We start from the raw sequence: 23494 nt of genomic DNA, 5'->3' as shown, positions 1-23494 counted from the left end.
GACCGCCGAGATGAAAACTCCCGAAACGATCCTCAGCGTCAAGGACCTGCGCGTCCGGTTTCGCACGCTCGATGGCGCCGTCGAAGCGGTCAAGGGCATCAACATCCATGTCAAGGCGGGCGAGACCGTTGCCGTCGTCGGCGAATCCGGTTCCGGCAAGAGCCAGACGATGATGGCGGCGATGAGCCTGCTGGCCTCGAACGGTGAGGCCACTGGCAGTGTCGACTATCGCGGCCGCAACCTTCTGACGCTGAGCAAATCCGAATTGAACAAGGTCCGCGGCGCCAAGATCAGCATGATCTTCCAGGAGCCGATGACCTCGCTCGATCCGCTTTATTCGATCGGCAACCAGCTGATCGAGCCGATCCGCAAACATCGCGGGCTGAACGCGGCCGAAGCGCGCGAAGAGGCGCTCAAGCTTATGCGGCTGGTGCATATTCCCGATCCCGAGCGGCGGATGAAATCCTACCCGCACGAAATGTCGGGCGGCCAGCGCCAGCGCGTCATGATCGCCATGGCGCTGGCCAACGATCCCGACATATTGATCGCCGACGAACCGACGACGGCGCTCGACGTCACCATCCAGGCGCAGATTCTGATGCTGCTGGCCGAACTGCAGCGCAAGCTCGGCATGGCGATCGTCTTCATCACCCACGATCTCGGCATCGTCCGCCGCTTTGCCGACCGCGTCTATGTCATGCGCTATGGCGAGGTGGTCGAGGAAGGCGAGGCGCAAGCGCTGTTCGCCAACCCGCAGCATGCCTATACCAAGATGCTGATTGCCGCCGAACCGACCGGCACCAAGGCGCCGCCGCCGGCCAAGGCGCCTGTCCTGCTCGAAGGCAGGAACGTCGAGGTGACCTTCAAGATCGGCGGCGGTTTTCTCGCCGGCGAGCCGCTGCTGCTGCGCGCGGTCGACCACATTTCGATCCGGCTGCAACGCAACCAGACCATCGGCATAGTCGGTGAATCCGGTTCGGGAAAATCGACGCTCGGCCGCGCTCTGCTGCGGCTTTTGCCCAGCGACGGCGTCATCCGTTTCGGCGACCGCGATATTTCCGGCGCCGACCGTCAGGCGATGCGGCCGCTGCGGCGCGAATTGCAGCTGGTCTTCCAGGATCCGTTCGGCTCGCTGTCGCCGCGCATGACCATCGGCCAGGTCATCACCGAAGGGCTTCTGGTGCACGAGCCGAGCCTGTCGGGCAAGCAGCGCGATCTGCGCGCGGTCGAGGCCCTGCTCGAGGTCGGGCTCGATCCCAATTCGCGCAACCGCTACCCGCACGAATTCTCTGGTGGCCAGCGTCAGCGCATCGCCATTGCGCGCGCCATGATCCTCAAGCCCAAGGTGGTGGTGCTCGACGAACCGACCTCGGCGCTCGACCGCTCGGTGCAGAAGCAGATCGTCGAGCTGCTGCGCAAGCTGCAGGCCGACCACGAACTGTCCTATCTCTTCATCAGCCACGATCTCGCTGTGGTGCGGGCGATGGCCGACTACATCATCGTCATGAAGCAGGGCAAGATCGTCGAGGAGGGGCCGACCGAGGCGATCTTCAGCAATCCGCAGGACATCTACACGCAGACGCTGATGGCGGCGGCAATCGATGTCACGCGGTTCAGATTGAGTGCCTAAGGCGGACGGCGACAGCCAGGCATTCTGGCCGTGTCAGTTCATTCCTGCGATGCCTGGCACTTGCGGGCTCTGACGGCCGCAATCGCCTCTTCCTGCTGCTTCAGCCGGTCGATCCTGGCCGTTTCGCGATCGGCGACGGCAGTCTTGACGCGCGTGCCGCCCCACAGCCAGCTCGGCACGCTGGTATTAGCAACCTTGCCGCGACTGATGGCCGTTTGGGAGATCTCACGGGCGATGCTTCCCACGGCATTGTTGAGCTCGACGCAGGTCATCGTGTCGTATTTCGCCGGATTGACCGCTCCGCCCATCGACGTGCAGCCACCGACAACGAGCAGCAGGAGCAAAACAGGGAGCGGCAACCGTGCCGTCGAAATCAGCGTCATATCCGCAGCCTCACTCCAGCACTGCCACTTCGGCAACTGATCATAGTGTCGAGGTAGAGCAGGCTATCGTTTCGTCAAAAGCATCCTGCGCTGTCAAGTGCGTGCCCGAATGCGGCAGCAGCAGATGCTGCGCGGCCGGCCTTGGCCCGCCGCTATGAAACGCAGCATTTTCCGGGAGATCGTGCTTTTTCGGGAGAACAGCTAAGTCGCTGTTTTTTCTGGTCGGAGTGGCAGGATTTGAACCTGCGACCCCCTCGTCCCGAACGAGGTGCGCTACCAGGCTGCGCTACACTCCGTGACCAGACCGCGGGCTTATAGCCGCCGTACTTCGTTCCTGCAAGCACCAATGGCAGCGCTTCTGTCGCATTTCGTCCCCTTTCGTCGGACATCGCTGGCAAGCCGGGATTTTCAGGTCGGATAAACATGGCTTAATGGCTTGTGTGCTAAGCAGCCGCCCTGAAACGACGTGAATCCAGCCGCTTGGAGTTTGCTGCCTTGACCCTGAAGATCGTTGGCGACGCCCGGCACAACACCTTCGAGTTTGAAACCTCGGCGCTGATCAAGGCGTCCGGGTTTCGCGAATATGACGCCCGCTGGTGGTTCGGCCATCCGGGCTCGGAAGTGCCGCCGCAGCTCAATCTGATCGGCGTCCAGGCGCTCGGCATGGGGCTGGGCACGCTGATTCGGCGCCTCGGTGCTGGGCCCGACATCGTCACCGGACATGATTTCCGCTCCTATTCGCTTGGCATCAAGCTGGCGCTCATCTCCGGGCTGATGGCCGCCGGCGCGCGGGTCAGGGATGTCGGCCTGGCGCTGTCGCCGATGGCCTATTTCGCCCAGTTCGCGCTGGGGACCCAGTCGGTCGCCATGGTCACGGCCTCCCACAACGAGAACGGCTGGACCGGCGTCAAGATGGGCGCGGCACGTCCGCTGACCTTCGGCCCGGAAGAGATGGGCGCGCTGAAAAAGATCGTGCTTGCCGGCGACTTCGACCTTGTCGGCGGCGGCACCTATGATTTCGTTTCCGGCTTCCGCGAGACCTATCTCGACGATCTGACTGCGGGAAAGCGCATCTCGAGACCGCTGAAGGTGGTCGTCGCCTGTGGCAATGGCACCGCCGGCGCTTTTGCGCCGGAAGCGCTGGCGCGGATCGGCTGCGAGGTCATCCCACTCGATATCGAGCTCGATCACACCTTCCCGCGCTACAATCCCAATCCCGAAGACATGCGGATGCTGCACGCCATCCGCGACAAGGTGCTGGAAGCCGGGGCCGATGTCGGCCTCGGCTTCGACGGCGACGGCGACCGCTGCGGCGTCGTCGACAATGAAGGCGATGAGATCTTCGCCGACAAGGTGGGCGTCATGCTGGCGCGCGATATTTCGCGGCTCCACCCGGGCTCGACCTTCGTCGTCGACGTCAAGTCGACCGGGCTGTTCAACACCGACAGAGTTTTGCGGGAAAATGGCGCCGTCACCGACTACTGGAAAACCGGCCATTCCTACATAAAGCGCCGTGTGGCCGAACTCGGCGCCATCGCCGGCTTCGAAAAGTCCGGCCACTTCTTTTTCAATCCGCCGGTCGGGCGCGGCTATGACGATGGCATCATCACGGCGATCGCCATCTGCCAGATGCTGGATCGCAGCCCGGGCAGATCGATGGCCGATCTCTACCACGACCTTCCGCTGACTTTTGGCACGCCGACCATGTCGCCGCACTGCCCAGACGATGTGAAATATGGCGTTGTCGAGCGGGTGGTCTCCGACTTTCAGGCCATGCAGAAGGACGGCGCCATTTTCGCCGGCCAGAAGATCGCAGACCTCATCACCGTCAATGGCGTGCGGGTCGTGGCCGAGGACGGCACCTGGGGGCTGGTGCGTGCCTCGTCGAACGAACCGGCGCTTGTCGTGGTGGTGGAGAGCCCGGTATCGCCCGAGCGCCGCTGGCAGATGTTCGAAGCCGTCAATGCCGTGCTGCGCCGCAGCCCGGAAGTCGGTGCCTACAACCAGACTTTTTGAGGATCTCATCGCATCCTGAGAGGCCAACGAAATGGGGTAAGCGGATCCCGCGCCTTGCTTGCTGGTTCGCTTACCCAAGGATTTCATGGGCTACAGGCACTCACGCGGCGGAAGATGTCCGCCCAAGAGTGCTCCAGTCGAATTCTCGCGCCCAATCAGATAAACTATGCCAGCGGACCTCCGGGAAATCCCTGCGCAAGGCGGCGATGTCGACGTCGTAGCCAACGCGGTCGAACCATTCGAACATGAGCGCCGCATCCTCGCTCTGCTGACGGGCCGCGGCGATCGGGATTTCCTGGTAGCCGATCGGGCGGCCGATGGCCTCGGACAGGATCTTCGCCTGCGCTTCGCCGGACAATTCGTCGCCGGCGAAATCGAAGCGCTTGCCGAACACCCGCTCACGCCGCTCGACGAGGGCAGCGACGAAGGCGCCGATGTCGGCCAGGGCGACGAGCTGAAGGACACGCTTTGGAGGCATCGCAAAGGCATAGGTGCCCTGGCTGAGCGCGCCGATCGACCATGGCGCGACGATGTTCTCCATGAAGGCGACCGGCGCACTGATCGTGTAGGGGATGCCGAGCCCGACGATGTGTTTCTCGACGAGATACTTGCTTTCGAAATGCGGGATGCCGGTTTTCTTGTCAGCGTCGGCAACCGACGAATAGATCAGATGCCCGACGCCGGCAGACTTCGCAGCATCGGCGGCAAGAATCCCCTGGCGGGTTTCCTCTTCCATGCCGGCCTCGTAGCTGTTGCCCATGAGGAACATGGTGTCGACGTCGCTGGCGGCTCTTACGACGGAGGCTGTGTCAGCGAGATCGCCCGCCACGACTTCGGCGCCCGCTGATGCCAGCTGCCGCGCACTATCGCTGTCCGGCTTGCGCGTCAGCGCCTTGACGCGATGGCCCCTCGACAACAGGGCGCGCGCAACCGCGCCGCCTTGCTGGCCCGTGGCGCCGGTCACCAGAATGCTTCGTTTGGGGGTCATAGTGTCTGCTCCTTCTTGTTTCTGGAGCAAAGTTAGGATCTTTCACATTGATGCATAATTGGCTATAATTGGAAAGCTTCGTCCCGATTTTGGATACAATGCTCGATCTCAACGACATCGTCGTGTTTGCTCGCGTGGTCGAAGCCGGCAGCTTCACGGCTGCCGCGCGCCTGCTCGCCATGCCTAAGACAACAGTCAGCCGCCGCATAGCCGCGCTCGAGCGCGAAGTCGGCGTCCGCCTGCTGCAGCGCACGACACGCAGCCTCAACATGACCGACGCCGGTCGCCTCTACTATGAGCAGAGCAGCCAGGCGCTGCGGACGATCGAGGAGGCAAATCTGCGCCTTGCCGAGGCGAGGGCGGAACCATCCGGCACGATCCGCATTTCGGCGCCCGTCGGTTTCGGCGCCTATTTCCTCAACAGTGCCGTGGTCGCCTTTCTTGAGATCTATCCAAAGACCAAGGTCGAGCTCCGCCTGACTGACGACAGGCTCAATCTGGTCGAGGACGGCATCGATCTCGCTTTCCGCACCGGGGTACTGCAGGATTCGACGCTGATTGCCCGCAAGCTCGGCTCCACGCACAGGCTGCTCTGCGCCAGCCCGGACTATCTCGCGCGCAATGGGGTGCCGGAAGGCCCGGCGGACCTCACGCATCATCTGTGCGTCATCGCAGGTCCTTCGACCTCGGCCGCTCATTGGGTGTTGGACGGGCCAGGCGGCCAGGAAACGGTCATGGTGGCCGGGCGCTTCGCCGCCAATGAAATGCAGGCGGTCGTTGCGGCCGCGCTTGCGGGCTTCGGCGTCGCCCAATTGCCCCAGGCAATTGCCGAGGGGTTGATCAATGAGGGGCGGTTGCACCGCGTTCTTGGGGACTACACGACACCGGCCGGTGGCCTCCACGTTCTCTATCCGAGCAGCCGGCACCTTTCGCCTTTGGTCAAGGCTTTCATCGAGCTGGCGGCCGAGCGCATTTCCAATCGGCTAAACACAGCTTAAAGGCATGTGCAATAAGCAGTCGGCCACAACCAATTCCTGAGCGCGAGACCTGAATGACCGAGCGGATCGTCAGTTTTGTCATGAGCGGCGGCGTCGGCTCGCGGCTGTGGCCGCTGTCGCGCGAGGACAACCCGAAGCAATTCCATGACCTGTCGGGCGACGGCTCGATGCTGGTCAAGACGCTGCGCCGGCTGACGGACAGGCCCAGCGGCGAAACGCCGATCTTCCTGATCGCCTCGGAACGGCATGCCGAGCGCGTTCGTGCCGACCTCGCCGGTATCGACCTGTCCGGCGGCGGCCCGCTGTTCGAGCCGACCGGCCGCAACACCGCTGCAGCGGTAGCGCTGGCGACGCTGCGCACGCTGTCCGACTTCGGCGACAGCCTGGTGCTGGTGGTGCCGTCGGACCATGAGATCGCGACGGCGCGGCAATTCTGGCAGAGCGTCGAGGCCGGCAGCGCGGCGGCGCGTGCGGGCCGGTTGGTGGTGTTCGGCATCAAGCCGACCCAGCCCGAAACCGGTTACGGCTATATCGAGGTCGCTGGCGAGAAGGGTGGCGTCTTCGACGTGTCGCGTTTCGTCGAAAAGCCCGACCTTGCGACGGCGCAGAACTATCTCAAGGCTGGAAATTTCTACTGGAACACCGGCATCTTCCTGTTTCGCGCCAGCGCCATGCGCGACGCTTTCGCCGCTTTTCGGCCGGATATCTGGAACACGACAGAGGCCGCCTACAAGGCCGCGACATCTGACCTGTCCGGTCTCTACATGCCGCTGGAGCTCTATGGCGCCATTCCGTCGAACTCGATCGACTATGCGATCATGGAGCACGCCAAGGACATTGCGATGGTGCCGGCCGGCTTCCGCTGGAACGATCTCGGCTCCTGGCAGTCGCTGCTCGATGTCGGTCCGTCGGACAGCGCAGGCAATGTCATCGTCGGCGACGTCGTCGCCATCGATTGCGAAAACTCCTACATCCGCAGCGATGGCCGGCTGCTCTCGGCCATCGGCATGAAGGACGTCGCCATCGTCTCGACCGCCGACGCCACCTTCGTCGCCCCGGTCAGCCACAGCCAGCACGTCAAGAAAATCGTCGAGCAGCTGGAAAAATCCGGCCGGCTGGAGACACGATTCACGCCGGCGCATGACCGCGTCATCGAGAGTGGCGCCTGGCGCCGCCGCGTCCGTCACTGGCTGTTTCAGGAGACCTTGCCGCTATGGTCGACGGTTGGCGTCGACGAGCGCCATGGCGGGTTCCACGAGGCGCTGGGCTTCGACGCCACGCCGCTGATGAAGCCCAAGCGCATGCGGACCCAGGCCCGCCAGATCTATGCCTTCGCCGTTGCCAAGGCACACGGCTGGGACGGTCCCGCCGACCGGCTGATCGGCCACGGCATCGACTTCATCGCCGGCAAGGGCCGCACCGGCAGGGGCGGCTGGGTGCGCACGCTCAATGTCGATGGCAGCGTCGCCGACGCCACGGAAGATGCCTACGATCATTCCTGCGTGCTGCTGGCGCTGGCGCACGCCCATCTCTCTGGCAATCCGGATGCACTGCGGCTTGGTGAGGCAACCTTCGCCTTCCTCGACGCCCATCTGGAGGACAGCCGCATGACCGGTTTCCTCGAGACATCGAACGGGGAGGGCGAACGGCGCTCCAACCCGCATATGCACCTGCTCGAGGCCTTCCTGGCCTGGCATCAGGCGACCGGCGAGCGCACCTATCTGCGCCGCGCCGCCCGCATCATCGACCTGTTCCGCAGCCATTTCTTCGACCCGGAGAGCTGGACGCTCGGCGAATATTTCGACGCCGAATGGAAACCGGCGGCTGGCGAGAAAGGCTCATGGACGGAGCCCGGCCACCATTTCGAATGGGCCTCGCTGCTGGTCGATTTCGCCGCGCGCAGCGGCCAGAGCGAACTGACCGGCTTTGCCCGAAAGCTCTACGCCTCGGCCATCGCTAACGGCCTCAACCGCGCCACTGGCCTCGCCTATGGCGCTGTGTCGCGGCAAGCCCTGCCGCTCGACCTGCTATCGCGCAGCTGGCCGCAGGCCGAAGCGGTGAAGGCAGCGATTGCGCTGGACGGTTCGGGCGGACCTGACCTCAAGCCCGAGATCGAGGCGCGTGTCGGCCGGCTGTTCCGCTGGCACATCGACCCGGCGCCGCTCGGCCTGTGGATCGACCGCATCGACGAACGCGGCCGCTCGCTGGCGTCGGACGTGCCGGCCAGCATCTTTTATCACCTGGTCTGCGCGCTGACGCAGTATCTGGATAGGACGGCTGAGAAGGGGTGAGACGCACAAGCTGCTGCTCTTCCCCTCAAGTGGGGAGACTACGCGCTCGCTAGCTTTCGCCTCTCAGTAAGGCGACGCCACATCCCCGGTCTCGACATAGATCGACTTCAGCTGCGAATAGAGCGCCAGTGCTGCCAGTGAATTCTCGCGCCCGATGCCCGACTGTTTGAAGCCGCCGAACGGGATTTCAACCGGTGTGAGATTGTAGGCGTTGATCCAGCAGGTGCCGGCCTGCAGCTCGGCGATGACGCGGTGGGCACGCGGCAGGTCGCGCGTGAAAACGCCGGCAGCAAGGCCGAATTCGGTGTCGTTGGCGCGGTCGATCACCTCGTCCTCGCCGTCGAATTTCAGCACGCTCATCACCGGTCCGAAAATCTCCTCGCGGGCAATGCGCATACTGTCGGTGACGCCGGTGAACACCGTCGGCTCGACGAAGAAGCCGCCGCCAAAACCCTGCAGCGAAGGCAAATTGCCGCCGCAGGCAAGCGTCGCGCCGTCCTGCTTGCCGATCTCGATATAGCCAACCACCTTCTCATGCTGCGCCTTCGACACCAGCGGCCCCATCTGCGTCTCGGGATCGAGCGGATCGCCGATGCGGATCTTTTTCGTCCGCTCGACCAGCCGTTGGACGAAACGGTCGTGGATACCGCTCTGCACGAAGACGCGTGTGCCGTTGGAGCAGATCTGGCCGCTCGAATAGAAATTGCCGAGCATGGCGCCGCCGATGGCGTTTTCGAGATCGGCGTCGTCGAAGACGATCAGCGGCGACTTGCCGCCAAGCTCCATCGTGGCATGCTTCATCTTCGAACCGGCGAGCGACAGCACCTTGCGGCCGGTCGGCACCGAACCGGTCACCGAGACCTTGGCGACGACATCGTGACCGACAAGTCCGGCGCCGACATCGCCAAAACCCTGCACGACGTTGAACAGCCCATCGGGCAGGCCGGCTTCGGTGTAGATTTCGGCCAGAGCCAGCGCCGATAGCGGCGTGTTCTCCGACGGCTTGAACACCATGGCGTTGCCCATGGCGAGCGCCGGCGCCGATTTCCAGCCGGCGATCTGGATCGGGTAGTTCCAGGCGCCGATGCCGACGCAGACACCGAGTGCTTCGCGCCGCGTGTAGGCGAAGGGTCCGCCGAGGTCGACGGATTCGCCATTGTAGGCAGCGACCGCGCCGCCAAAATATTCGAGGCAATCCGCTGCCGACGGCGCATCCGCGACCAGCGTTTCCTGGATCGCCTTGCCGGTGTCGAGCGTCTCGATGCGCGCGAGGTCGGCATTGCGGGCGCGCAATATGTCGGCGGCGCGGCGCAGGATGCGTCCGCGTTCCACCGGCTTCAACCGCGCCCAGGCGGGCTGCGCTGCGCGCGCCGCCTCGATGGCCAGTTCCACCACGTTCGGGGTCGCCGAACGCAACATGGCGATGGTCTCGCCGGTCGCCGGATAGATGACCGGCAGCGGCGCACCGCCTTCGTCCTCGATATAGCGTCCATTGACATAGTGCGATGCCGTGGGCTGGGCGCGCATGGGAGGTCTCCAAGTCGTCTTCGCCCCAGATGGGCGGCTCAATCGGTTCAAACTGTTGGGTGGATCATGCTCTATCTGTCCGACGCCTGCCAGCGCGGATTGATCCATGGTTCCTGGTTGGACGGCGCCAGCGGTGTGCGGCCCAGAATGTGGTCGGCGGCCTTCTCGCCGGTCATGATCGACGGCGCATTGAGGTTGCCGTTGGTGACGCGCGGGAAGATCGAGGAGTCGGCGACCCGAAGCCCGTCGACGCCGATGACTCGGCATTCCGGATCGACGACGCTCATCATCTCGTCGGCACGGCCCATCTTGCAGGTGCCGCAAGGATGGTAGGCGCTTTCGGCGTGATCTCGGATGAAGACGTCGAGATCATCGTCCGACTGGACGTGCGAACCCGGCGAGATTTCCTTGCCGCGATAGGCATCGAATGCCTTCTGCCCGAAGATCTCGCGGGTCAGCCGAATGCAGTGGCGGAACTCCGTCCAGTCGTCTGGATGCGACATGTAGTTGAAGCGGATCACCGGCTTCGATTTCGGGTCGGGCGAGCGCAGTGTCACCGAGCCGCGCGACTTTGACCGCATCGGTCCGACATGCGCCTGGAACCCGTGCGACTTCGCCGCCGCCTTGCCGTCATAGCGCACTGCTGCCGGGATGAAATGATACTGGATATCAGGGTAGTCGACACCGGCCTGCGAGCGCACGAAGGCGGCCGCCTCGAAATGATTGGTGGCGCCGAGGCCTGACTTGAAGAACAGCCACTGTGCGCCGATCAACGCCTTGGAGAAGGGGTTGAGCACCGAGTTCAGCGTGATCGGCTTGGTCGATTCCTGCTGGATGTAGAGCTCCATATGGTCCTGCAGATTGCGGCCGACTCCAGGCCGGTCGGCCACCACGGCAATGCCGTTCTCCTGCAGATGCGCGCCCGGGCCGATGCCGGACAGCATCAGGATCTTGGGCGAATTGATCGACGATGCGGCGATGATCACTTCACGTCGCGCCTTAACGATTTGAATCTGTTTGTGAGCTTCGATCTCGACACCGGTGGCGCGTTGATTCTCGATGATCACCCGCCGGGCGAAGCCCTTGACCACACTGACATTCTTGCGTTTCAAAGCCGGCTTCAGATAGGCGCTCGCCGCCGACCAGCGGCGGCCGCCGCGAATGGTCTGCTCCATCGGCCCGAAGCCTTCCTGCTTCGATCCATTGTAGTCGTCGGTCAGTTCGAAACCGGCCTGGCGGCCTGCCTCGACGAAGGCTCCGTAGAGCGGATTTCTCCGCGGGCCGCGCTGCACATGCAGCGGCCCGCTTTTGCCCCGCCAGCCATCCTCGCCGCCGTCGCTGTCCTCCATGCGCTTGAAATAGGGAAGCACATCGGCAAAGCCCCAGCCGGTCGCCCCCTCTTCGGCCCAGTGGTCGAAGTCGCGCGCATGACCGCGCACATAGACCATGCCGTTGATCGAGGACGAGCCGCCGATGACCTTGCCGCGCGGCGTCGCCAGCACGCGGCCGCCGAGATGCGGCTCCGGCTCGCTGGCGAAGCCCCAGTCGTAAAGGCTCATGTTGAGTGGGATCGACAGCGCCGACGGCATCTGGATCAGCGGCCCGATATCGGTGCCGCCGAACTCAATGACGATGACCGAATGCTTGCCGTCTTCCGACAGCCGATAGGCCATGGCCGAGCCGGCCGAGCCGGAGCCGATGATGACGAAATCTGCTTCAAGCATGGTTCATATGCGCCATAAAATCGGCCAGCGAGACATTGCCGCCGGTAGCCACAACCAGGACTGTTTTGTCAGCCACATCCACCTTGCCGCCGAGCAGTGCCGCCAGCGACGCGGCGCCCGACGGCTCCAGCACAAGCTTCATCCGCTCGAAGGCGATCTTCATTGCCTGCCGCACCGAGGCGTCGTCGACAGTGATGCCGCGAACGCCGGCGGCTTTCACCGCGGCGAACGGTGCGTCGCCCGGCCGTCGCGACATCAACCCGTCGCAGATCGATTTCGGCGCGATCGGCATGGTCTCGATGGCGCCATGCGCCAGCGACGAACCCATGCCGTTGAAACCTTCCGGCTCGACGCCGATGATTTGTGTCCTCGGCGACAGATAGTGGAAGGCAAGCGAAACGCCGCCGATCAGTCCGCCGCCGCCGACCGAGCAGAATAGCAGATCGGCGCTGGCGCCCTTGGCCCCGAGCTGCTCGAGCGCTTCCAGCCCGGCTCCGGCCTGGCCAGCGACGATCTCGGGATCGTCGAACGGATGCAGCAGCGCCAGGCCCTCGGTCTCGGCGATCTCGCGCGCCTTGGCGGCCGCGACCTCCTCACGCGCGCGCTCGCCATGATCGGTCAGCACGACACGGGCGCCATAGCCCGCCGTGGCATCGCGCTTGGCCGCCGGCGCATCGATCGGCATGACAATGGTGACAGGGATGCCGAGTGCCTGGCCGGCGGCGGCCAGCCCTTGCGCGAAATTGCCGGAGGAATAGGCGACGACACCCTTTTTGGCTTCGTCAGCCGACAGCTTCTTCAGCCGCCAATAGGCGCCGCGCACCTTGAACGATCCGGCCCATTGCAGCGATTCCGGCTTAATGAAGACGCGCGCCGCACCGGTCTCGCGGGCGAGTGCTGTCGATTCCAGCAGCGGCGTGATCTGCGTCGCCTTGGAGGTAACGGCATAGGCCTGCTTGAGGTGGTCGAGGGTGGGAACAAGATTTGTCATCATTCGCCTCGCGGATACCGTTTGCTCTCTTCGAGATTGTCGAGGTTCATGTGATTGCGCATGTAGCGCTCCGATGCCTTTTGCAGCGGCTGGAAATCCCAGGGGTAATAGGCGCCGTTGCGCAGCGCGGGATAGACGACCCAGCGGCGCGCCTGGCTTTCGCGCACGGCGGCGTCGAAGCCGGCCATGTCCCAGCGTGTCCGAACCTTGTCCATGAACGCGGCCACCAGAGATGCATGGGCTGGATCGGCTGCGAGGTTGTTGCGCTCGAGCGGATCGGCTTCGAGGTCGAACAGAAGCGGCGGGTCGAGCTCGCAATGGACGAATTTGTATTTGCCGTCGCGGATCGCCACCAGCGGCGCGGACGAGCCTTCCGCGGCATACTCGATCAACACCGGTGCCGTGCGCGGCCCGCCCGCGGTGAGCGGCAACAGCGACTGGCCGTCGGTCCACGCTGCGATCGCGCCGATGTCGATGCCGGCGAGGTCGCAAAGCGTCGGCGTCACGTCGAGATTGGAGACCGGCGCCTCGATCAGCCCGGCTGGAACACCCTTGCCGGCGATCATCAGCGGCACCCGCGCCGAGCCCTCGAAGAAGCTCATCTTGAACCACAGGCCGCGCTCGCCGAGCATGTCGCCGTGGTCCGAGCAGAACAGGATGATGGTGTCGTCGAGCATGCGCGTGCGCTTGAGAACGTCCACAAGCTCGCCGAGCTTGTCGTCGACATAGGAAATGTTGGCGAAATAGCCGCGCCGCGAGCGACGCACCCGCTCAGGGGTGATCTCGAAGGACGCATAGTCGCTGGCGCGGTACAGCCGCTGCGAATGCGTGTCCTGATCGTCATAGGCGATGAACCCGGTTTCCGGGTCCAGCGCCTGGCAATGCTCGTAGAGATCCCAATACTGCTTGCGCGCCACATAGGGATCGTGCGGATGCGACAGCGAGACCGTGAGGCACCAGGGTCGATGGCTCGCATCGTCCTGTTCGCGCGAAAGCTGATAGAGTTTTTGCGTGGCCAGGAACACGACCTCGTCGTCATACTCCATCTGGTTGGTGGTCTCGGCGACGCCGGCGCCGGTCACCGAACCGAGATTGTGATACCACCAGTCGATCCGCTCGTCGGGCTTGCGATAGTCCGGCGTCCAGCCGAAATCGGCGGGATAAATATCGGTGGTCAGCCGTTCCTCGAAACCGTGCAACTGGTCCGGCCCGACGAAATGCATCTTGCCCGACAGGCAGGTGTAGTAGCCGGCGGCGCGCAAATGATGGGCGAAGGTGGGGATTGAGGAGACGAATTCGGCGGCGTTGTCATAGACCCCGGTGCGCGACGGCAACTGCCCGCTCATGAACGAGGCGCGGCCCGGCGCACAAAGCGGCGACGCCGTATAGTTGTTCTTGAAACGCGCCGACCGGGCGGCCAGCGCCTTCAGATGCGGCGCATGCAGGAACTCCGCCGGCCCGTCCGGGAACAGCGTGCCGTTGAGCTGATCGACCATGACGATCAGGAAGTTGGGTTGCTTGGCTGTCACTGCTGCTGCCGCCCGCTAAGTTTGGTTTCCAGATAGTCCTCGATCAAGGCGATCGCCGTCGCGGCATCGGGCACGCCGTCCTTCAGCGCGCGCCTGATGTAGAGTCCGTCGATCATTGCCGCTGTCGCTTCGGCAACGCGGTCGGCCTCGCTGCGCGGCAGGATGCCGGTCAGCCCGCTCAACAAATTGGAGTGCAGGCGCCGCGCATAGACCTTGAGCAGCCGGCGCAGCGCCGACGATTTTTGCGCCTCGACATAGAAGGCGAGCCAGGCGGCAATCGTTTGCGGATGGAACTGGACCTCGGAGAAATTGACCGCGACCACCGCCGAGACACGCTCACGCGGCGTAGTGGCCGAACCCAGGGCGCGCAACGTGTCGGCGGTCAGCTCGGCCAGGATGTAGCGCATTGTCGCCAGCAAGAGTTCGTCCTTGGCGCCGAAATAGTGATGGGCAAGCGCCGACGACACACCGGCGCGGCCGGCGATTTCCGACATGGTCACGTCAAGCGAGCCGCGCTCGCCGATCGCCGAGATCGTCGCGTCGATAAGCGCCCGGCGGCGCAATGGCTCCATTCCGACTTTCGGCATTCTTGTTCCCGGCTCTTGCAGCCATGATTATTTTTTATTGACGGATCAATCAACAAAAATCCAGCACGTTTTCGATGCGCAGATCAGGTGGCCCAACGACAGGCGTTTCTGGCTCTTCACGCGACCCGAAAATCGGTTCATGATTGAACAATATTCGAAGCGCGGGCGCCGCAGGACGTGCTAGGCTGGCGTCGAGGATGGAGGTTGAGATGACAGCATGCATCGTCGGTTGGGCGCATTCGCGCTTCGGCAAGCTCGAAGGCGAGACGCTGGAGAGCCTGATCGTCAAGGTCGCAACGGACGCGCTCGACCATGCCGGCATTGGCCCGGACGAGGTCGACGAGATCGTGCTCGGCCACTTCAATGCCGGCTTTTCGGCCCAGGATTTTACTGCCAGCCTGGTTCTTCAGGCCGACGACCGGCTGCGCTTCAAGCCGGCGACGCGGGTCGAGAATGCTTGCGCCACCGGTTCGGCCGCGGTCCGGCAAGGCATCCGCGCCATCGATGCCAATGCCGCCCGCATCGTGCTGGTGGTCGGCGCCGAGCAGATGACGACGACGCCCGGTCCCGAGATCGGCAAGAACCTGCTCAAGGCCTCCTATCTGCCCGAGGACGGCGACACGCCGGCGGGTTTTGCCGGCGTCTTCGGCAAGATCGCGCAAGCCTATTTCCAGCGCTATGGCGACCAGTCGGATGCGCTCGCCATGATTGCCGCCAAGAACCACAAGAACGGCGTCGACAATCCCTATGCGCAGATGCGCAAGGATTTCGGCTACGAGTTCTGCCGCCAGGAGAGCGAGAAGAACCCCTTCGTTGCCGGTCCGCTGAAGCGCACCGACTGCTCGCTGGTCTCCGACGGCGCCGCCGCCCTTATCCTTGCCGACACCGCAACGGCGCTGAAGATGCGCCGCGCGGTTGCCTTCCGCGCCAACCAGCATGTACAGGATTTCCTGCCGATGTCGAAGCGCGACATCCTGACCTTCGAAGGCTGCGAGCAGGCCTGGAACCAGGCGCTGAAACAGGCCGGCGTCACGCTCGACGATCTGTCCTTCGTCGAGACGCATGATTGCTTCACCATCGCTGAGCTGATCGAGTATGAGGCGATGGGCCTGGCCAAACCGGGCGAGGGCGCGAAGCTGGCCATGAGTGGCGAGACCGCCAAGGACGGAAGGCTGCCGGTCAATCCCTCGGGCGGGCTGAAGGCCAAGGGCCACCCGATCGGTGCCACCGGTGTCTCCATGCATGTGCTGACCGCCATGCAGCTTGTCGGCGAGGCCGGCGGCATCCAGGTGCCGGGCGCAAAACTCGGCGGCATCTTCAACATGGGCGGTGCCGCCGTCGCCAACTACGTTTCCATTCTCGACCGGATCAGATAAACCGCCCGCATTTACGGGAGGTGACATGACAAATCCGGTTCTGGTCGAGGTTCTGCGCGGCGCGATCGTCGAGAGCGCGCATCGCGGCGCCGTCGCGGTCTTCGATGCCGATGGCAAGCCGTTCCTGGAGATCGGCGACACGGCGCGGCCGGTGTTCCCGCGCTCGGCGGTCAAGGCGATCCAGGCGCTGCCACTGATCGAAAGCGGCACGGCGGATGCCTACGGCTTCGGCAACCGCGAACTGGCGCTGGCTTGCGCCTCGCATTCCGGCGAGCCGGCGCATGTCGAACTGGCGCAGGCGATGCTGGCCAAGGCCGGTCTCGATAAAACAGCACTCGAGTGCGGCGCGCATTGGCCGTCGAGCCACGACGCCGAGATTGCGCTCGCCCGTGCTGGCGGCTCGCCCAACCCGCTGCACAACAACTGCTCCGGCAAGCATTCGGGCTTTCTCTGCACCTGCGTCCACACCGGCATCGAGCACCACGGCTACGTCAAGGCGGGCCATGCCTTGCAGGAGATGGTGCGCGACGCGATGCAAGCGGTGACCGGTGCCGCCCACGGTGCCGACGATTGGGCGACCGACGGCTGCTCGATCCCGACCTACGCCGTGCCGCTGCGCAGTTTTGCCCTCGGCTTTGCCCGCATGGCGACCGGCACGGGTTTTGGGCCGGCCCGCGCCAAGGCGGCAGAACGATTGCTGGCGGCATGCATGGCGGAGCCTTTTCTGGTCGCCGGCACCGGCAAGGCGGATGTCGCGCTGATGCAGGCCGCGCCTGGTCGGATTTTCGTTAAGACCGGCGCCGAAGGCGTCTATTGCGCAGCACTTCCCGAGCTTGGCCTCGGCATCGCGCTCAAATGCGATGACGGCGCCGGCCGCGCCGCCGAAGTCATGATCGCCGCCGTGCTGGCCAAGCTGCTAAGGACCGACACGGTTCTCGCCGCGACACTGACCGAACAGGCAAATCCAGCCATCGCAAGCCGGGTCGGCGCCAAGGTCGGCGCGCTCCGGCTGACGGAAGCCCTCAGCTGACGAATACACTCCTGCCGGTGAAAATTCGGGTCAGGCCGGCCTCACCCGAATTCCTAGCTGACGTGGTTGCGCTCGACAGTGAGATGCGCGTAGCCCGCATTGCCTAGCGAGGCGAGATCGCCAGTCACCGGTTCGGCCCAGCGCTGGCCGATGATGGCGCCGTTTTTCGCGCCGTCGATGACATTGTCGGAAATGACTGCCGTTCCAGCACCTTCGACCACGGTGACGGCGATGCCGGTTCCGGCCTTGCGGATGATGTTTCCGGTCGCCACAACGTTGCGCATATAGGCGCCCCAGCCGATCTGCATGCCGTAGAGCGGTGCGTTCTCGATGACATTGCCGGAAACCGTGGTGTCGGCCTCGACGCTGATGCCGACGCCGAAGCCGGGCGCATCGGCGAGGTAGGGGCCTGTCGTCGAGAGGTTGCGCACGATGTTGCCCTGGCACACGCCCATGCGTCCGCCTTCGTTGAAATTGACGATCGAGATGCCGTTGGCGGCGCCGTCGACGATGTTGTTGCTGAGGATCGCGCCTTCAAAGGCAAATTCGGAATAGAGCGCCGTCTCGCCCGACCGCGAGCAGGTGTTACCGGTGACCTGCAAATTGCTGGAGCTGTTGGCGCGGATCGCCGAAAACGCGCAGTCGGAGACGATGTTGCCCGATATCGAGACATTGCCGGCGCGGAAGGCGTTGATGCCGCTGCCGTTCTGGCCGGTTCCGCCGGTGCGCGCCTGGATGCGCTGCACGCGGTTGCCGGTGACGATGGTGCCGTCTTCAGCCACTTGCCAGCGATGCACGAGAATGCCGCCATTGCCGCAGTCGGACACGGTGTTATCAGAAATCTCCAGGCCGGCGGCCTCGACGGAGTAGATGCCGGCGTCCGCCGCCCCCGATATTTCGGAACGCTCGATGCGGCCCGACGCGTGCTCGAGCGCCAGCCCATGCTTGCCGCTGCCGGAGATCTGGCAATTGTCGACGACGAGGTGGGCGACGCGGCGCAGGTCGAGCAGGCCTTGCGCGTAGTCGGCGATCCAGCGATTGGCGCCGTCGAACACCAGCCCGCTGAATTCGACATGCTCTGCCTGTTCGGTCATAAGCAAATGGCCGTCGCCGCCATAGACGATGCGCGACGCGCCCGGCACACCGGAAAGCCTGACGCGGGCGGGCAAGGTGAGGTTGGACACGACATAGGCGCCCGGCGGCAGGAACACCGGCATGTCGCGCTCGCTGGCGTCGCGCAACAGCTTGGCGAAGGCCTTGCTCTGGTCGTCAAGCGCGCCCGGCTGCAGGCCGAGATCGGTCGCTCTCTCGATGCCGGGCAGGCTGGCAGCGGCTGCCTTGCCGAGCGAGAGGCCGATCACGGCAAAGCCGGCGGTCTGCGTCAGCAGCGTTCGTCTGTTCAACATCGGCACAGTATCCTGGCATCCGGTCGTGGAATCGCAGGATTCGTGCCAGGCGCCGCCAGCTTGCCGGCAATGGCTTGTACAGTCGCAACGACGCGCCTAAATTCGACGGATGAGCAGAGCTTTCACCCGCGAGGAAGACAGCGAAAGCGCCATTGCCGGCATCGGCGAGCGGCCCGTCAGCCAGCACCGCAATCTGGTGACCGAACACGGCCTGGTGCAGATCGAGCAGGAGTTGGCAGATCTGCGCGACGAACTGGCCAAGGCGGAGAAGCAGGCCGATCGGGAGCGCATCGCGCTGGTGTCGCGCGACCTGCGCTACTGGACCGCGCGGCGTGAGAGCGCCGAGCTTTCCGTACCGGAGCCGGGCAGCGATCTGGTGCGCTTCGGCATGGGCGTCACGCTGCAAGGCGATGACGATAGGAAGGTCCACTGGAAGATCGTCGGCGAAGACGAAGCCGACCCCGCCAAGGGTAGCATTTCCCACGTTTCGCCTATGGCCATCGCGCTATATGGTAAGAGGATCGGCGACGTGGCTGCCGTCAACGGCAAGGAATGGGAAATCGTCAAGCTCTCGGACGGCTAGTCTTCGAGCTTGACGACATGGTCGCGAAAGAAAGCCGCAGCACCCGCTTCATCGATTTCGCTGGCCGCCACCATCATAACCAACTGGATGACATCCGCCTGCTCGGCTTCAACGCTGAACCCGTTAAAGTAGAGAAACAAGTCTGCTGCGGCAAAAGCCGTGCGCTTGTTGCCGTCTACGAACGGATGGTTCTTCGCGATGCCGAAAAGATAGGCGGCCGCCAGTTCGCAAAGATCAGGCTCGCCGTAGGTCTCTTTCTGCCGGGGTCTGGCGAGCGCTGATTCCAGCATGCCTCCATCGCGGATATCCGGCGCCCCGCCGTGAAGGCGTAATTGTTCGGCATGCATCGCTTCCACGAATTCCCGCGAGTGATGTTCGATCATTTCGCGAGCGCGCGGTAGGCAACCTCGTATTTCTTCATCCGCTCATGTGCGATCTTCATCTTGCGCTCGAATTCCTCGGCGGAGTCCTCAAGGCGGCGCAGTCGAAGCTCCTCGCCTTCCCGAACGACAGCCACCTTATCGCCCGTCTTCAGATTCAGCTGCTCAAGAAGCTCCTTGGGCAGGATCAAGCCGTCGGAATTGCCGATCTTACGAATGGTGGTGTTCATGTTGAAATGTCCTGTTTCAACATCGATTATAACGCGGCATGCTAAATGTTACAACGAGATACAACAAGCTAGCCCGCCAGCAGGCGATCCATCAGCCGGTCCGCGGCTTCCGGAATGACCGTGCCCGGCGGGAAGATTTCCGCGGCACCCGCCTTCAGCACCGCGTCGTAGTCCTGCGGCGGGATGACGCCGCCCGCGACGATCAGCATATCGTCGCGACCGAGCTTCTTCAGCGCGTCCTTCAGCTGCGGAATGAGCGTCAGGTGACCCGCCGCCAGCGATGACGCCCCGATGATGTGGACATCATGTTGGACCGCGAGCTTTGCGATCTCTTCCGGTGTCTGGAACATCGCCCCGACGGTGACGTCGAAGCCGAGATCGGCAAAGGCGGTGGCGATCACCTTCTGGCCGCGATCGTGGCCGTCCTGTCCCATTTTGGCGACGAGGATGCGCGGCTTGCCGCCGGATGTCTTCTCGAAAGCCTCGATCTTTTCCTGCAGCCGGTCGACCACCGGGTTGTCGCCGAGTGCGTTGCGGTAGACACCCGAAATCGTCTGCACCGAGGCGACATGGCGGCCAAAAACCTTTTCCAGCGCCAGCGAAATTTCGCCGACCGTGGCATTGGCGCGCGCGGCGCGAATGGCGAATTCCAGCAGATTGTCGCCGCTCTCCGCCGCGCGGGTCAGGGCATCGAGCGCGCTCTCGGCGGCAGCGACATCGCGTGTGCCTTTCAGCCGCTGCAGCTTCGACAATTGCCGCGCCCTGACCTCGGCATTGTCGATCTTCAGCACATCGACGTCGATATCGGTCTCCGGTCGATGCGCGTTGACGCCAACCAGCATCTGCTCGCCGGAATCGATGCGTGCCTGCGTGCGCGCAGCCGCCTCTTCGATGCGCAGCTTGGGTATGCCCTTTTCGATTGCGGCGGCCATGCCGCCGAGACTTTCGACCTCCTCGATATGGGCAAGCGCGCGCGCCGCCAGATCATGCGTCAGCCGTTCGAGATAGGCCGAGCCGCCCCACGGGTCGACTATGCGCGTGGTGCCGGATTCTTTCTGCAGGATGAGCTGCGTGTTGCGGGCGATGCGGGCCGAATGGTCGGTCGGCAGCGCCATCGCCTCGTCGAAGGAGTTGGTGTGCAGCGACTGCGTATGGCCTTGCGTGGCGGCCATCGCCTCGATCATGGTGCGGATGATGTTGTTGTACGGATCCTGCGCCGTCAGCGACCAGCCCGACGTCTGGCAATGGGTGCGCAGCGATAGCGAGCGCTCGTCCTTCGGCGCAAAATTCTTCTGCATCAGGCTCGACCACAACAGGCGCGCTGCCCGTAGCTTGGCGACCTCCATGAAGAAGTTCATGCCGATCGCCCAGAAGAAGGACAGCCGCGGCGCGAAACGGTCGATGTCGAGGCCGGCGGCGACGCCGGCGCGGGCATATTCGATGCCGTCGGCGATCGTGTAGGCGAGCTCGAGGTCGGCCGTCGCGCCCGCTTCCTGCATGTGATAGCCGGAGATCGAAATCGAATTGAACTTCGGCATGTGCTTCGACGTGTAGGAAAAGATATCCGACACGATCCGCATCGATGGCTTTGGCGGATAGATGTAGGTGTTGCGCACCATGAACTCTTTCAGAATGTCGTTCTGAATGGTCCCAGCCAGATCCTTCTGCGCAACGCCCTGTTCTTCCGCCGCCACGATGAACAGCGCCATGATCGGCAGCACCGCGCCGTTCATGGTCATCGACACCGTCATCTCGTCGAGCGGGATACCGTCGAACAGTTGGCGCATGTCGAGGATGGAATCGATGGCGACACCTGCCATGCCGACATCGCCGGCAACGCGCGGATGGTCGCTGTCATAGCCACGATGCGTGGCGAGATCGAAGGCGACCGATAGGCCTTTCTGCCCCGCGGCAAGATTGCGCCGGTAGAAGGCGTTGGATTCTTCCGCGGTCGAGAAGCCGGCATATTGCCGGATCGTCCAGGGTTGCTGGACATACATGGTCGGATAGGGGCCGCGCACGAAGGGCGGCATACCAGGATAGGTGTCGAGGTTCGGCAAACCCTTGAGGTCGCTCTGATTGTACAGATGCTTGGCGATCAGCCCTTCCGGCGTCAGCCGCTGGCCCTTGATTTCGACCGGTGCGCGGCGTGGCGACACCCAGCCGATCTGGCTGAAGTCCGGGATCAAGGAGCGGCTCCGATCGATTGGTCGACACGAACAGGAAACAGCGGCTCGCACACCGCCACGCCGTCGGTGAAGGCGGGCCGCCGCTCTGCTGCCAGCGTCTCGACCGGACGTTCACTTGTTGGGGGATAAAGCGTCGTGCCGATGATCGCCCTTTCGCCGGTCAAATAGGCGGCGTTGCGGCGGGCGGCAGCCGCCTTGACCCGTTTCTGGATATGGCCTTGGCTCAGGCTGGACAGCACGCCGCCTTCCGCCTCAATCTTCTGGAACTCGTCCCAGGCGGCTTCGCAGAGGCCCAAAGTCAGCGCCTCGACGGCGCCCGAGCCATAGGCGGGGTCGGCGACATGGTCGATATGGCTTTCATTGGCCATGATCAGCTGCGCGTTGCGGGCGACGCGGCGGGCAAAGCCGGCCGGCAGGCCATGCGCGATCGTGTGCGGCAGGATAGAGATCGAATCCGCCCCGCCGGCCGCAGCCGCAAAAGCGGCGATCGCGGTACGCAGGATGTTGGTCTCCGGATCCGCCATCGTCATCATGCGGAACGACGTTTCGGCATGGATGTTGGCGGTCGAGGCCGGGATCGAGCAAGTCTCCTGGATCCGCGCCCACAACCGGCGCAGCGCCCGGACCTTGGCCATCGACAGCAACTGATCCTGGTCGACGCTCAGCGCAAAACCGATATGCGGGGCCGCATAGACCAGCGGCTGGCGCGCTTGCTCGAACATCCTGAGATAGGAGACCGCCGAAGCGAGCATGGTGCCGAGTTCCTGCGCCTCGGTGGCGCCGGCATTGTGGAACACCCGCCCGTCCGCCTCGAGCAGCACGCCGGGCACGCCCATCGAGAAGAAATGCGCCAGCGATTGCGGCATCGATGCCTGCAAGGCCTCGATCGACATGCGCAGCCGGCCGGTTCCGGCAAAGATCGCCGCCGGATCGATGCCGAAGGAGAGGTTGAGCTTGGCTGGGTCGGAGCGGCGCTTACCGAGGAACGCCACCAGCCAGTCGGCCACGGCGCGGCTCCACGGATGCGCGTCGATGCGCACCTGGACGCGGTTGAGCGGCACACCGTCCAGCACCGTTTCCAGCGCCTTCGCCGTCCGCGGCAGGCCGTAACCGAACGCGTTCGGCGCGCCCTCGAAGACCAGCGACAATCCCGTGGCGCCCTGTGCGACGTCGTCCATCGCCTGAGCTTTGGCACGGCCGACATCCGGATCGTCGATGCGCTGGCTGACGATCCACGGCGATCTTGGATTGGCCCGCACCAACGGCTCTGCCGTCGGCGAACGATCGTAGAGCGGCTCGATGCGGATGCCGTCGTCGGTATGGGAGACCAGGTTTTCCTCGAACGAGCCGCCGGCGAGCGCCTTCTCCGCCAGCGCCAGCCATCGCTGCCGGTCAGCGTTCGGAAGGTCGTCATCCCTGGTCAAGGCGCCGGCGCCCATCCGCATTCCTCATTTTGTCGGCCGCAACAGCCTGAAACGTCAGTCTACGGTCCCCGGTGCGATATCACAATGCAACATGCTTGCTGCGATGGCGAACCAGCAACCGATTGCCAAACATGCGCAAAATCCGCAAGCGGCAAAAGGCCATTTTCGATGATGGCCATTGTCGCTGCGCAATGGCCTCACTATAGCTGCGG

19 protein-coding genes and 1 tRNA gene are annotated in these 23494 nt (G+C 63.9%); 7 read left to right on the top strand and 13 right to left on the bottom strand.

Translation table 11 applies throughout. From position 1 onward, the window contains the following. Positions 1-10: 10 nt before the first annotated feature. Entirely contained in the window at positions 11-1630 is a 1620-nt protein-coding gene (locus AC1DXU_RS10765; protein WP_477316152.1) for an ABC transporter ATP-binding protein, read from the top strand. Between the two features lie 38 nt (positions 1631-1668). Here AC1DXU_RS10765 and AC1DXU_RS10760 read toward each other — a convergent pair whose 3' ends face one another. Both AC1DXU_RS10760 and AC1DXU_RS10755 read right to left on the bottom strand, forming a co-directional pair. After that, positions 1669-2013, bottom strand: a complete 345-nt coding sequence (locus AC1DXU_RS10760; RefSeq protein ID WP_477367935.1) for a hypothetical protein — start codon at positions 2011-2013, stop codon at positions 1669-1671. Positions 2014-2232: 219 nt separating this feature from the next. Then, positions 2233-2309 (bottom strand) — tRNA-Pro (locus AC1DXU_RS10755). Positions 2310-2508: 199 nt separating this feature from the next. Here AC1DXU_RS10755 and AC1DXU_RS10750 point away from each other — a divergent pair. Then, positions 2509-4029, top strand: coding sequence for a phosphomannomutase/phosphoglucomutase (locus tag AC1DXU_RS10750; protein WP_477367932.1), 1521 nt, complete (start codon positions 2509-2511; stop codon positions 4027-4029). Between the two features lie 100 nt (positions 4030-4129). On the opposite strand, the gene AC1DXU_RS10745 is transcribed toward AC1DXU_RS10750, so the two are convergent. Further along, entirely contained in the window at positions 4130-5017 is an 888-nt protein-coding gene (locus tag AC1DXU_RS10745; protein WP_477367929.1) for an NmrA/HSCARG family protein, read from the bottom strand. Between the two features lie 98 nt (positions 5018-5115). Here AC1DXU_RS10745 and AC1DXU_RS10740 point away from each other — a divergent pair, with 98 nt between their 5' ends. Both AC1DXU_RS10740 and AC1DXU_RS10735 read left to right on the top strand, forming a co-directional pair. After that, complete coding sequence (locus AC1DXU_RS10740; RefSeq protein ID WP_477367926.1) at positions 5116-6015, top strand: LysR family transcriptional regulator; 900 nt, start codon at positions 5116-5118, stop codon at positions 6013-6015. Between the two features lie 53 nt (positions 6016-6068). Then, positions 6069-8306 carry a mannose-1-phosphate guanylyltransferase/mannose-6-phosphate isomerase gene (locus AC1DXU_RS10735; protein ID WP_477316162.1) on the top strand — a complete coding sequence of 746 codons (2238 nt, stop codon included), beginning with the start codon at positions 6069-6071 and terminating at the stop codon, positions 8304-8306. A gap of 63 nt (positions 8307-8369) precedes the next feature. Here AC1DXU_RS10735 and betB read toward each other — a convergent pair whose 3' ends face one another. From betB to betI, 5 genes are all read right to left on the bottom strand, one after another. Beyond that, a complete protein-coding gene (gene betB, locus AC1DXU_RS10730; protein ID WP_477367923.1) occupies positions 8370-9833 on the bottom strand; it encodes a betaine-aldehyde dehydrogenase in 1464 nt (487 codons plus the stop codon). Between the two features lie 71 nt (positions 9834-9904). Further along, complete coding sequence (gene betA, locus AC1DXU_RS10725) at positions 9905-11557, bottom strand: choline dehydrogenase (RefSeq protein ID WP_477367920.1); 1653 nt, start codon at positions 11555-11557, stop codon at positions 9905-9907. After that, positions 11550-12551 carry a threonine/serine dehydratase gene (locus tag AC1DXU_RS10720; protein WP_477367917.1) on the bottom strand — a complete coding sequence of 334 codons (1002 nt, stop codon included), beginning with the start codon at positions 12549-12551 and terminating at the stop codon, positions 11550-11552. The genes betA and AC1DXU_RS10720 overlap by 8 nt, the downstream gene beginning before the upstream one ends. Beyond that, positions 12548-14077 carry a choline-sulfatase gene (gene betC, locus AC1DXU_RS10715; RefSeq protein WP_477367914.1) on the bottom strand — a complete coding sequence of 510 codons (1530 nt, stop codon included), beginning with the start codon at positions 14075-14077 and terminating at the stop codon, positions 12548-12550. Before betC ends, AC1DXU_RS10720 begins: the two co-directional genes overlap by 4 nt. Beyond that, positions 14074-14664: a choline-binding transcriptional repressor BetI gene (betI, locus tag AC1DXU_RS10710; protein WP_477316172.1), complete on the bottom strand. Its 591-nt coding sequence runs from the start codon at positions 14662-14664 to the stop codon at positions 14074-14076. The genes betC and betI overlap by 4 nt, the downstream gene beginning before the upstream one ends. A 209-nt stretch (positions 14665-14873) precedes the next feature. Here betI and AC1DXU_RS10705 point away from each other — a divergent pair, with 209 nt between their 5' ends. Further along, a complete protein-coding gene (locus tag AC1DXU_RS10705; protein WP_477243714.1) occupies positions 14874-16040 on the top strand; it encodes an acetyl-CoA acetyltransferase in 1167 nt (388 codons plus the stop codon). A gap of 25 nt (positions 16041-16065) precedes the next feature. Further along, on the top strand, positions 16066-17070 hold the full coding sequence (locus AC1DXU_RS10700; protein ID WP_477367911.1) for an asparaginase: 1005 nt from the start codon (positions 16066-16068) through the stop codon (positions 17068-17070). 53 nt (positions 17071-17123) lie between these two features. Here the strand turns inward: AC1DXU_RS10700 and AC1DXU_RS10695 are convergent, their stop codons facing one another. Continuing rightward, on the bottom strand, positions 17124-18476 hold the full coding sequence (locus AC1DXU_RS10695; protein WP_477367908.1) for a TIGR03808 family TAT-translocated repetitive protein: 1353 nt from the start codon (positions 18474-18476) through the stop codon (positions 17124-17126). 109 nt (positions 18477-18585) lie between these two features. Here AC1DXU_RS10695 and greA point away from each other — a divergent pair, with 109 nt between their 5' ends. Further along, positions 18586-19059, top strand: coding sequence for a transcription elongation factor GreA (gene greA, locus AC1DXU_RS10690; RefSeq protein ID WP_477367906.1), 474 nt, complete (start codon positions 18586-18588; stop codon positions 19057-19059). On the opposite strand, the gene AC1DXU_RS10685 is transcribed toward greA, so the two are convergent. From AC1DXU_RS10685 to AC1DXU_RS10670, 4 genes are all read right to left on the bottom strand, one after another. Then, on the bottom strand, positions 19056-19442 hold the full coding sequence (locus AC1DXU_RS10685; RefSeq protein WP_477367903.1) for a type II toxin-antitoxin system death-on-curing family toxin: 387 nt from the start codon (positions 19440-19442) through the stop codon (positions 19056-19058). The genes greA and AC1DXU_RS10685 overlap by 4 nt on opposite strands. Then, positions 19439-19669 (bottom strand): AbrB/MazE/SpoVT family DNA-binding domain-containing protein, encoded by a 231-nt coding sequence (locus tag AC1DXU_RS10680; protein ID WP_477367900.1) that lies wholly within the window; start codon positions 19667-19669, stop codon positions 19439-19441. The genes AC1DXU_RS10685 and AC1DXU_RS10680 overlap by 4 nt, the downstream gene beginning before the upstream one ends. 68 nt (positions 19670-19737) lie before the next feature. Next, positions 19738-21858: a methylmalonyl-CoA mutase gene (gene scpA / locus AC1DXU_RS10675; protein ID WP_477367897.1), complete on the bottom strand. Its 2121-nt coding sequence runs from the start codon at positions 21856-21858 to the stop codon at positions 19738-19740. Then, positions 21855-23297: a methylmalonyl-CoA mutase subunit beta gene (locus AC1DXU_RS10670; RefSeq protein WP_477367894.1), complete on the bottom strand. Its 1443-nt coding sequence runs from the start codon at positions 23295-23297 to the stop codon at positions 21855-21857. Before AC1DXU_RS10670 ends, scpA begins: the two co-directional genes overlap by 4 nt. Between the last annotated feature and the right edge of the window lie 197 nt (positions 23298-23494).

It is taken from the genome of Mesorhizobium sp. P3_A10 (assembly GCF_056403175.1).
The sequence above is the reverse complement of the archived record's forward strand: the minus strand, read 5'-3'. Positions and strand labels throughout refer to the sequence as shown.

Coding starts and splice junctions, on each gene's coding strand:
- AC1DXU_RS10765 (WP_477316152.1), top strand. CDS start 11: ATGAAAACTCCCGAAACGATCCTCAGCGTCAAGGACCTGCGCGTCCGG.
- AC1DXU_RS10760 (WP_477367935.1), bottom strand. CDS start 2,013: ATGACGCTGATTTCGACGGCACGGTTGCCGCTCCCTGTTTTGCTCCTG.
- AC1DXU_RS10745 (WP_477367929.1), bottom strand. CDS start 5,017: ATGACCCCCAAACGAAGCATTCTGGTGACCGGCGCCACGGGCCAGCAA.
- AC1DXU_RS10740 (WP_477367926.1), top strand. CDS start 5,116: ATGCTCGATCTCAACGACATCGTCGTGTTTGCTCGCGTGGTCGAAGCC.
- AC1DXU_RS10735 (WP_477316162.1), top strand. CDS start 6,069: ATGACCGAGCGGATCGTCAGTTTTGTCATGAGCGGCGGCGTCGGCTCG.
- betB (WP_477367923.1), bottom strand. CDS start 9,833: ATGCGCGCCCAGCCCACGGCATCGCACTATGTCAATGGACGCTATATC.
- betA (WP_477367920.1), bottom strand. CDS start 11,557: ATGCTTGAAGCAGATTTCGTCATCATCGGCTCCGGCTCGGCCGGCTCG.
- AC1DXU_RS10720 (WP_477367917.1), bottom strand. CDS start 12,551: ATGATGACAAATCTTGTTCCCACCCTCGACCACCTCAAGCAGGCCTAT.
- betI (WP_477316172.1), bottom strand. CDS start 14,664: ATGCCGAAAGTCGGAATGGAGCCATTGCGCCGCCGGGCGCTTATCGAC.
- AC1DXU_RS10705 (WP_477243714.1), top strand. CDS start 14,874: ATGACAGCATGCATCGTCGGTTGGGCGCATTCGCGCTTCGGCAAGCTC.
- AC1DXU_RS10700 (WP_477367911.1), top strand. CDS start 16,066: ATGACAAATCCGGTTCTGGTCGAGGTTCTGCGCGGCGCGATCGTCGAG.
- AC1DXU_RS10695 (WP_477367908.1), bottom strand. CDS start 18,476: ATGTTGAACAGACGAACGCTGCTGACGCAGACCGCCGGCTTTGCCGTG.
- greA (WP_477367906.1), top strand. CDS start 18,586: ATGAGCAGAGCTTTCACCCGCGAGGAAGACAGCGAAAGCGCCATTGCC.
- AC1DXU_RS10685 (WP_477367903.1), bottom strand. CDS start 19,442: ATGATCGAACATCACTCGCGGGAATTCGTGGAAGCGATGCATGCCGAA.
- AC1DXU_RS10680 (WP_477367900.1), bottom strand. CDS start 19,669: ATGAACACCACCATTCGTAAGATCGGCAATTCCGACGGCTTGATCCTG.
- AC1DXU_RS10670 (WP_477367894.1), bottom strand. CDS start 23,297: ATGGGCGCCGGCGCCTTGACCAGGGATGACGACCTTCCGAACGCTGAC.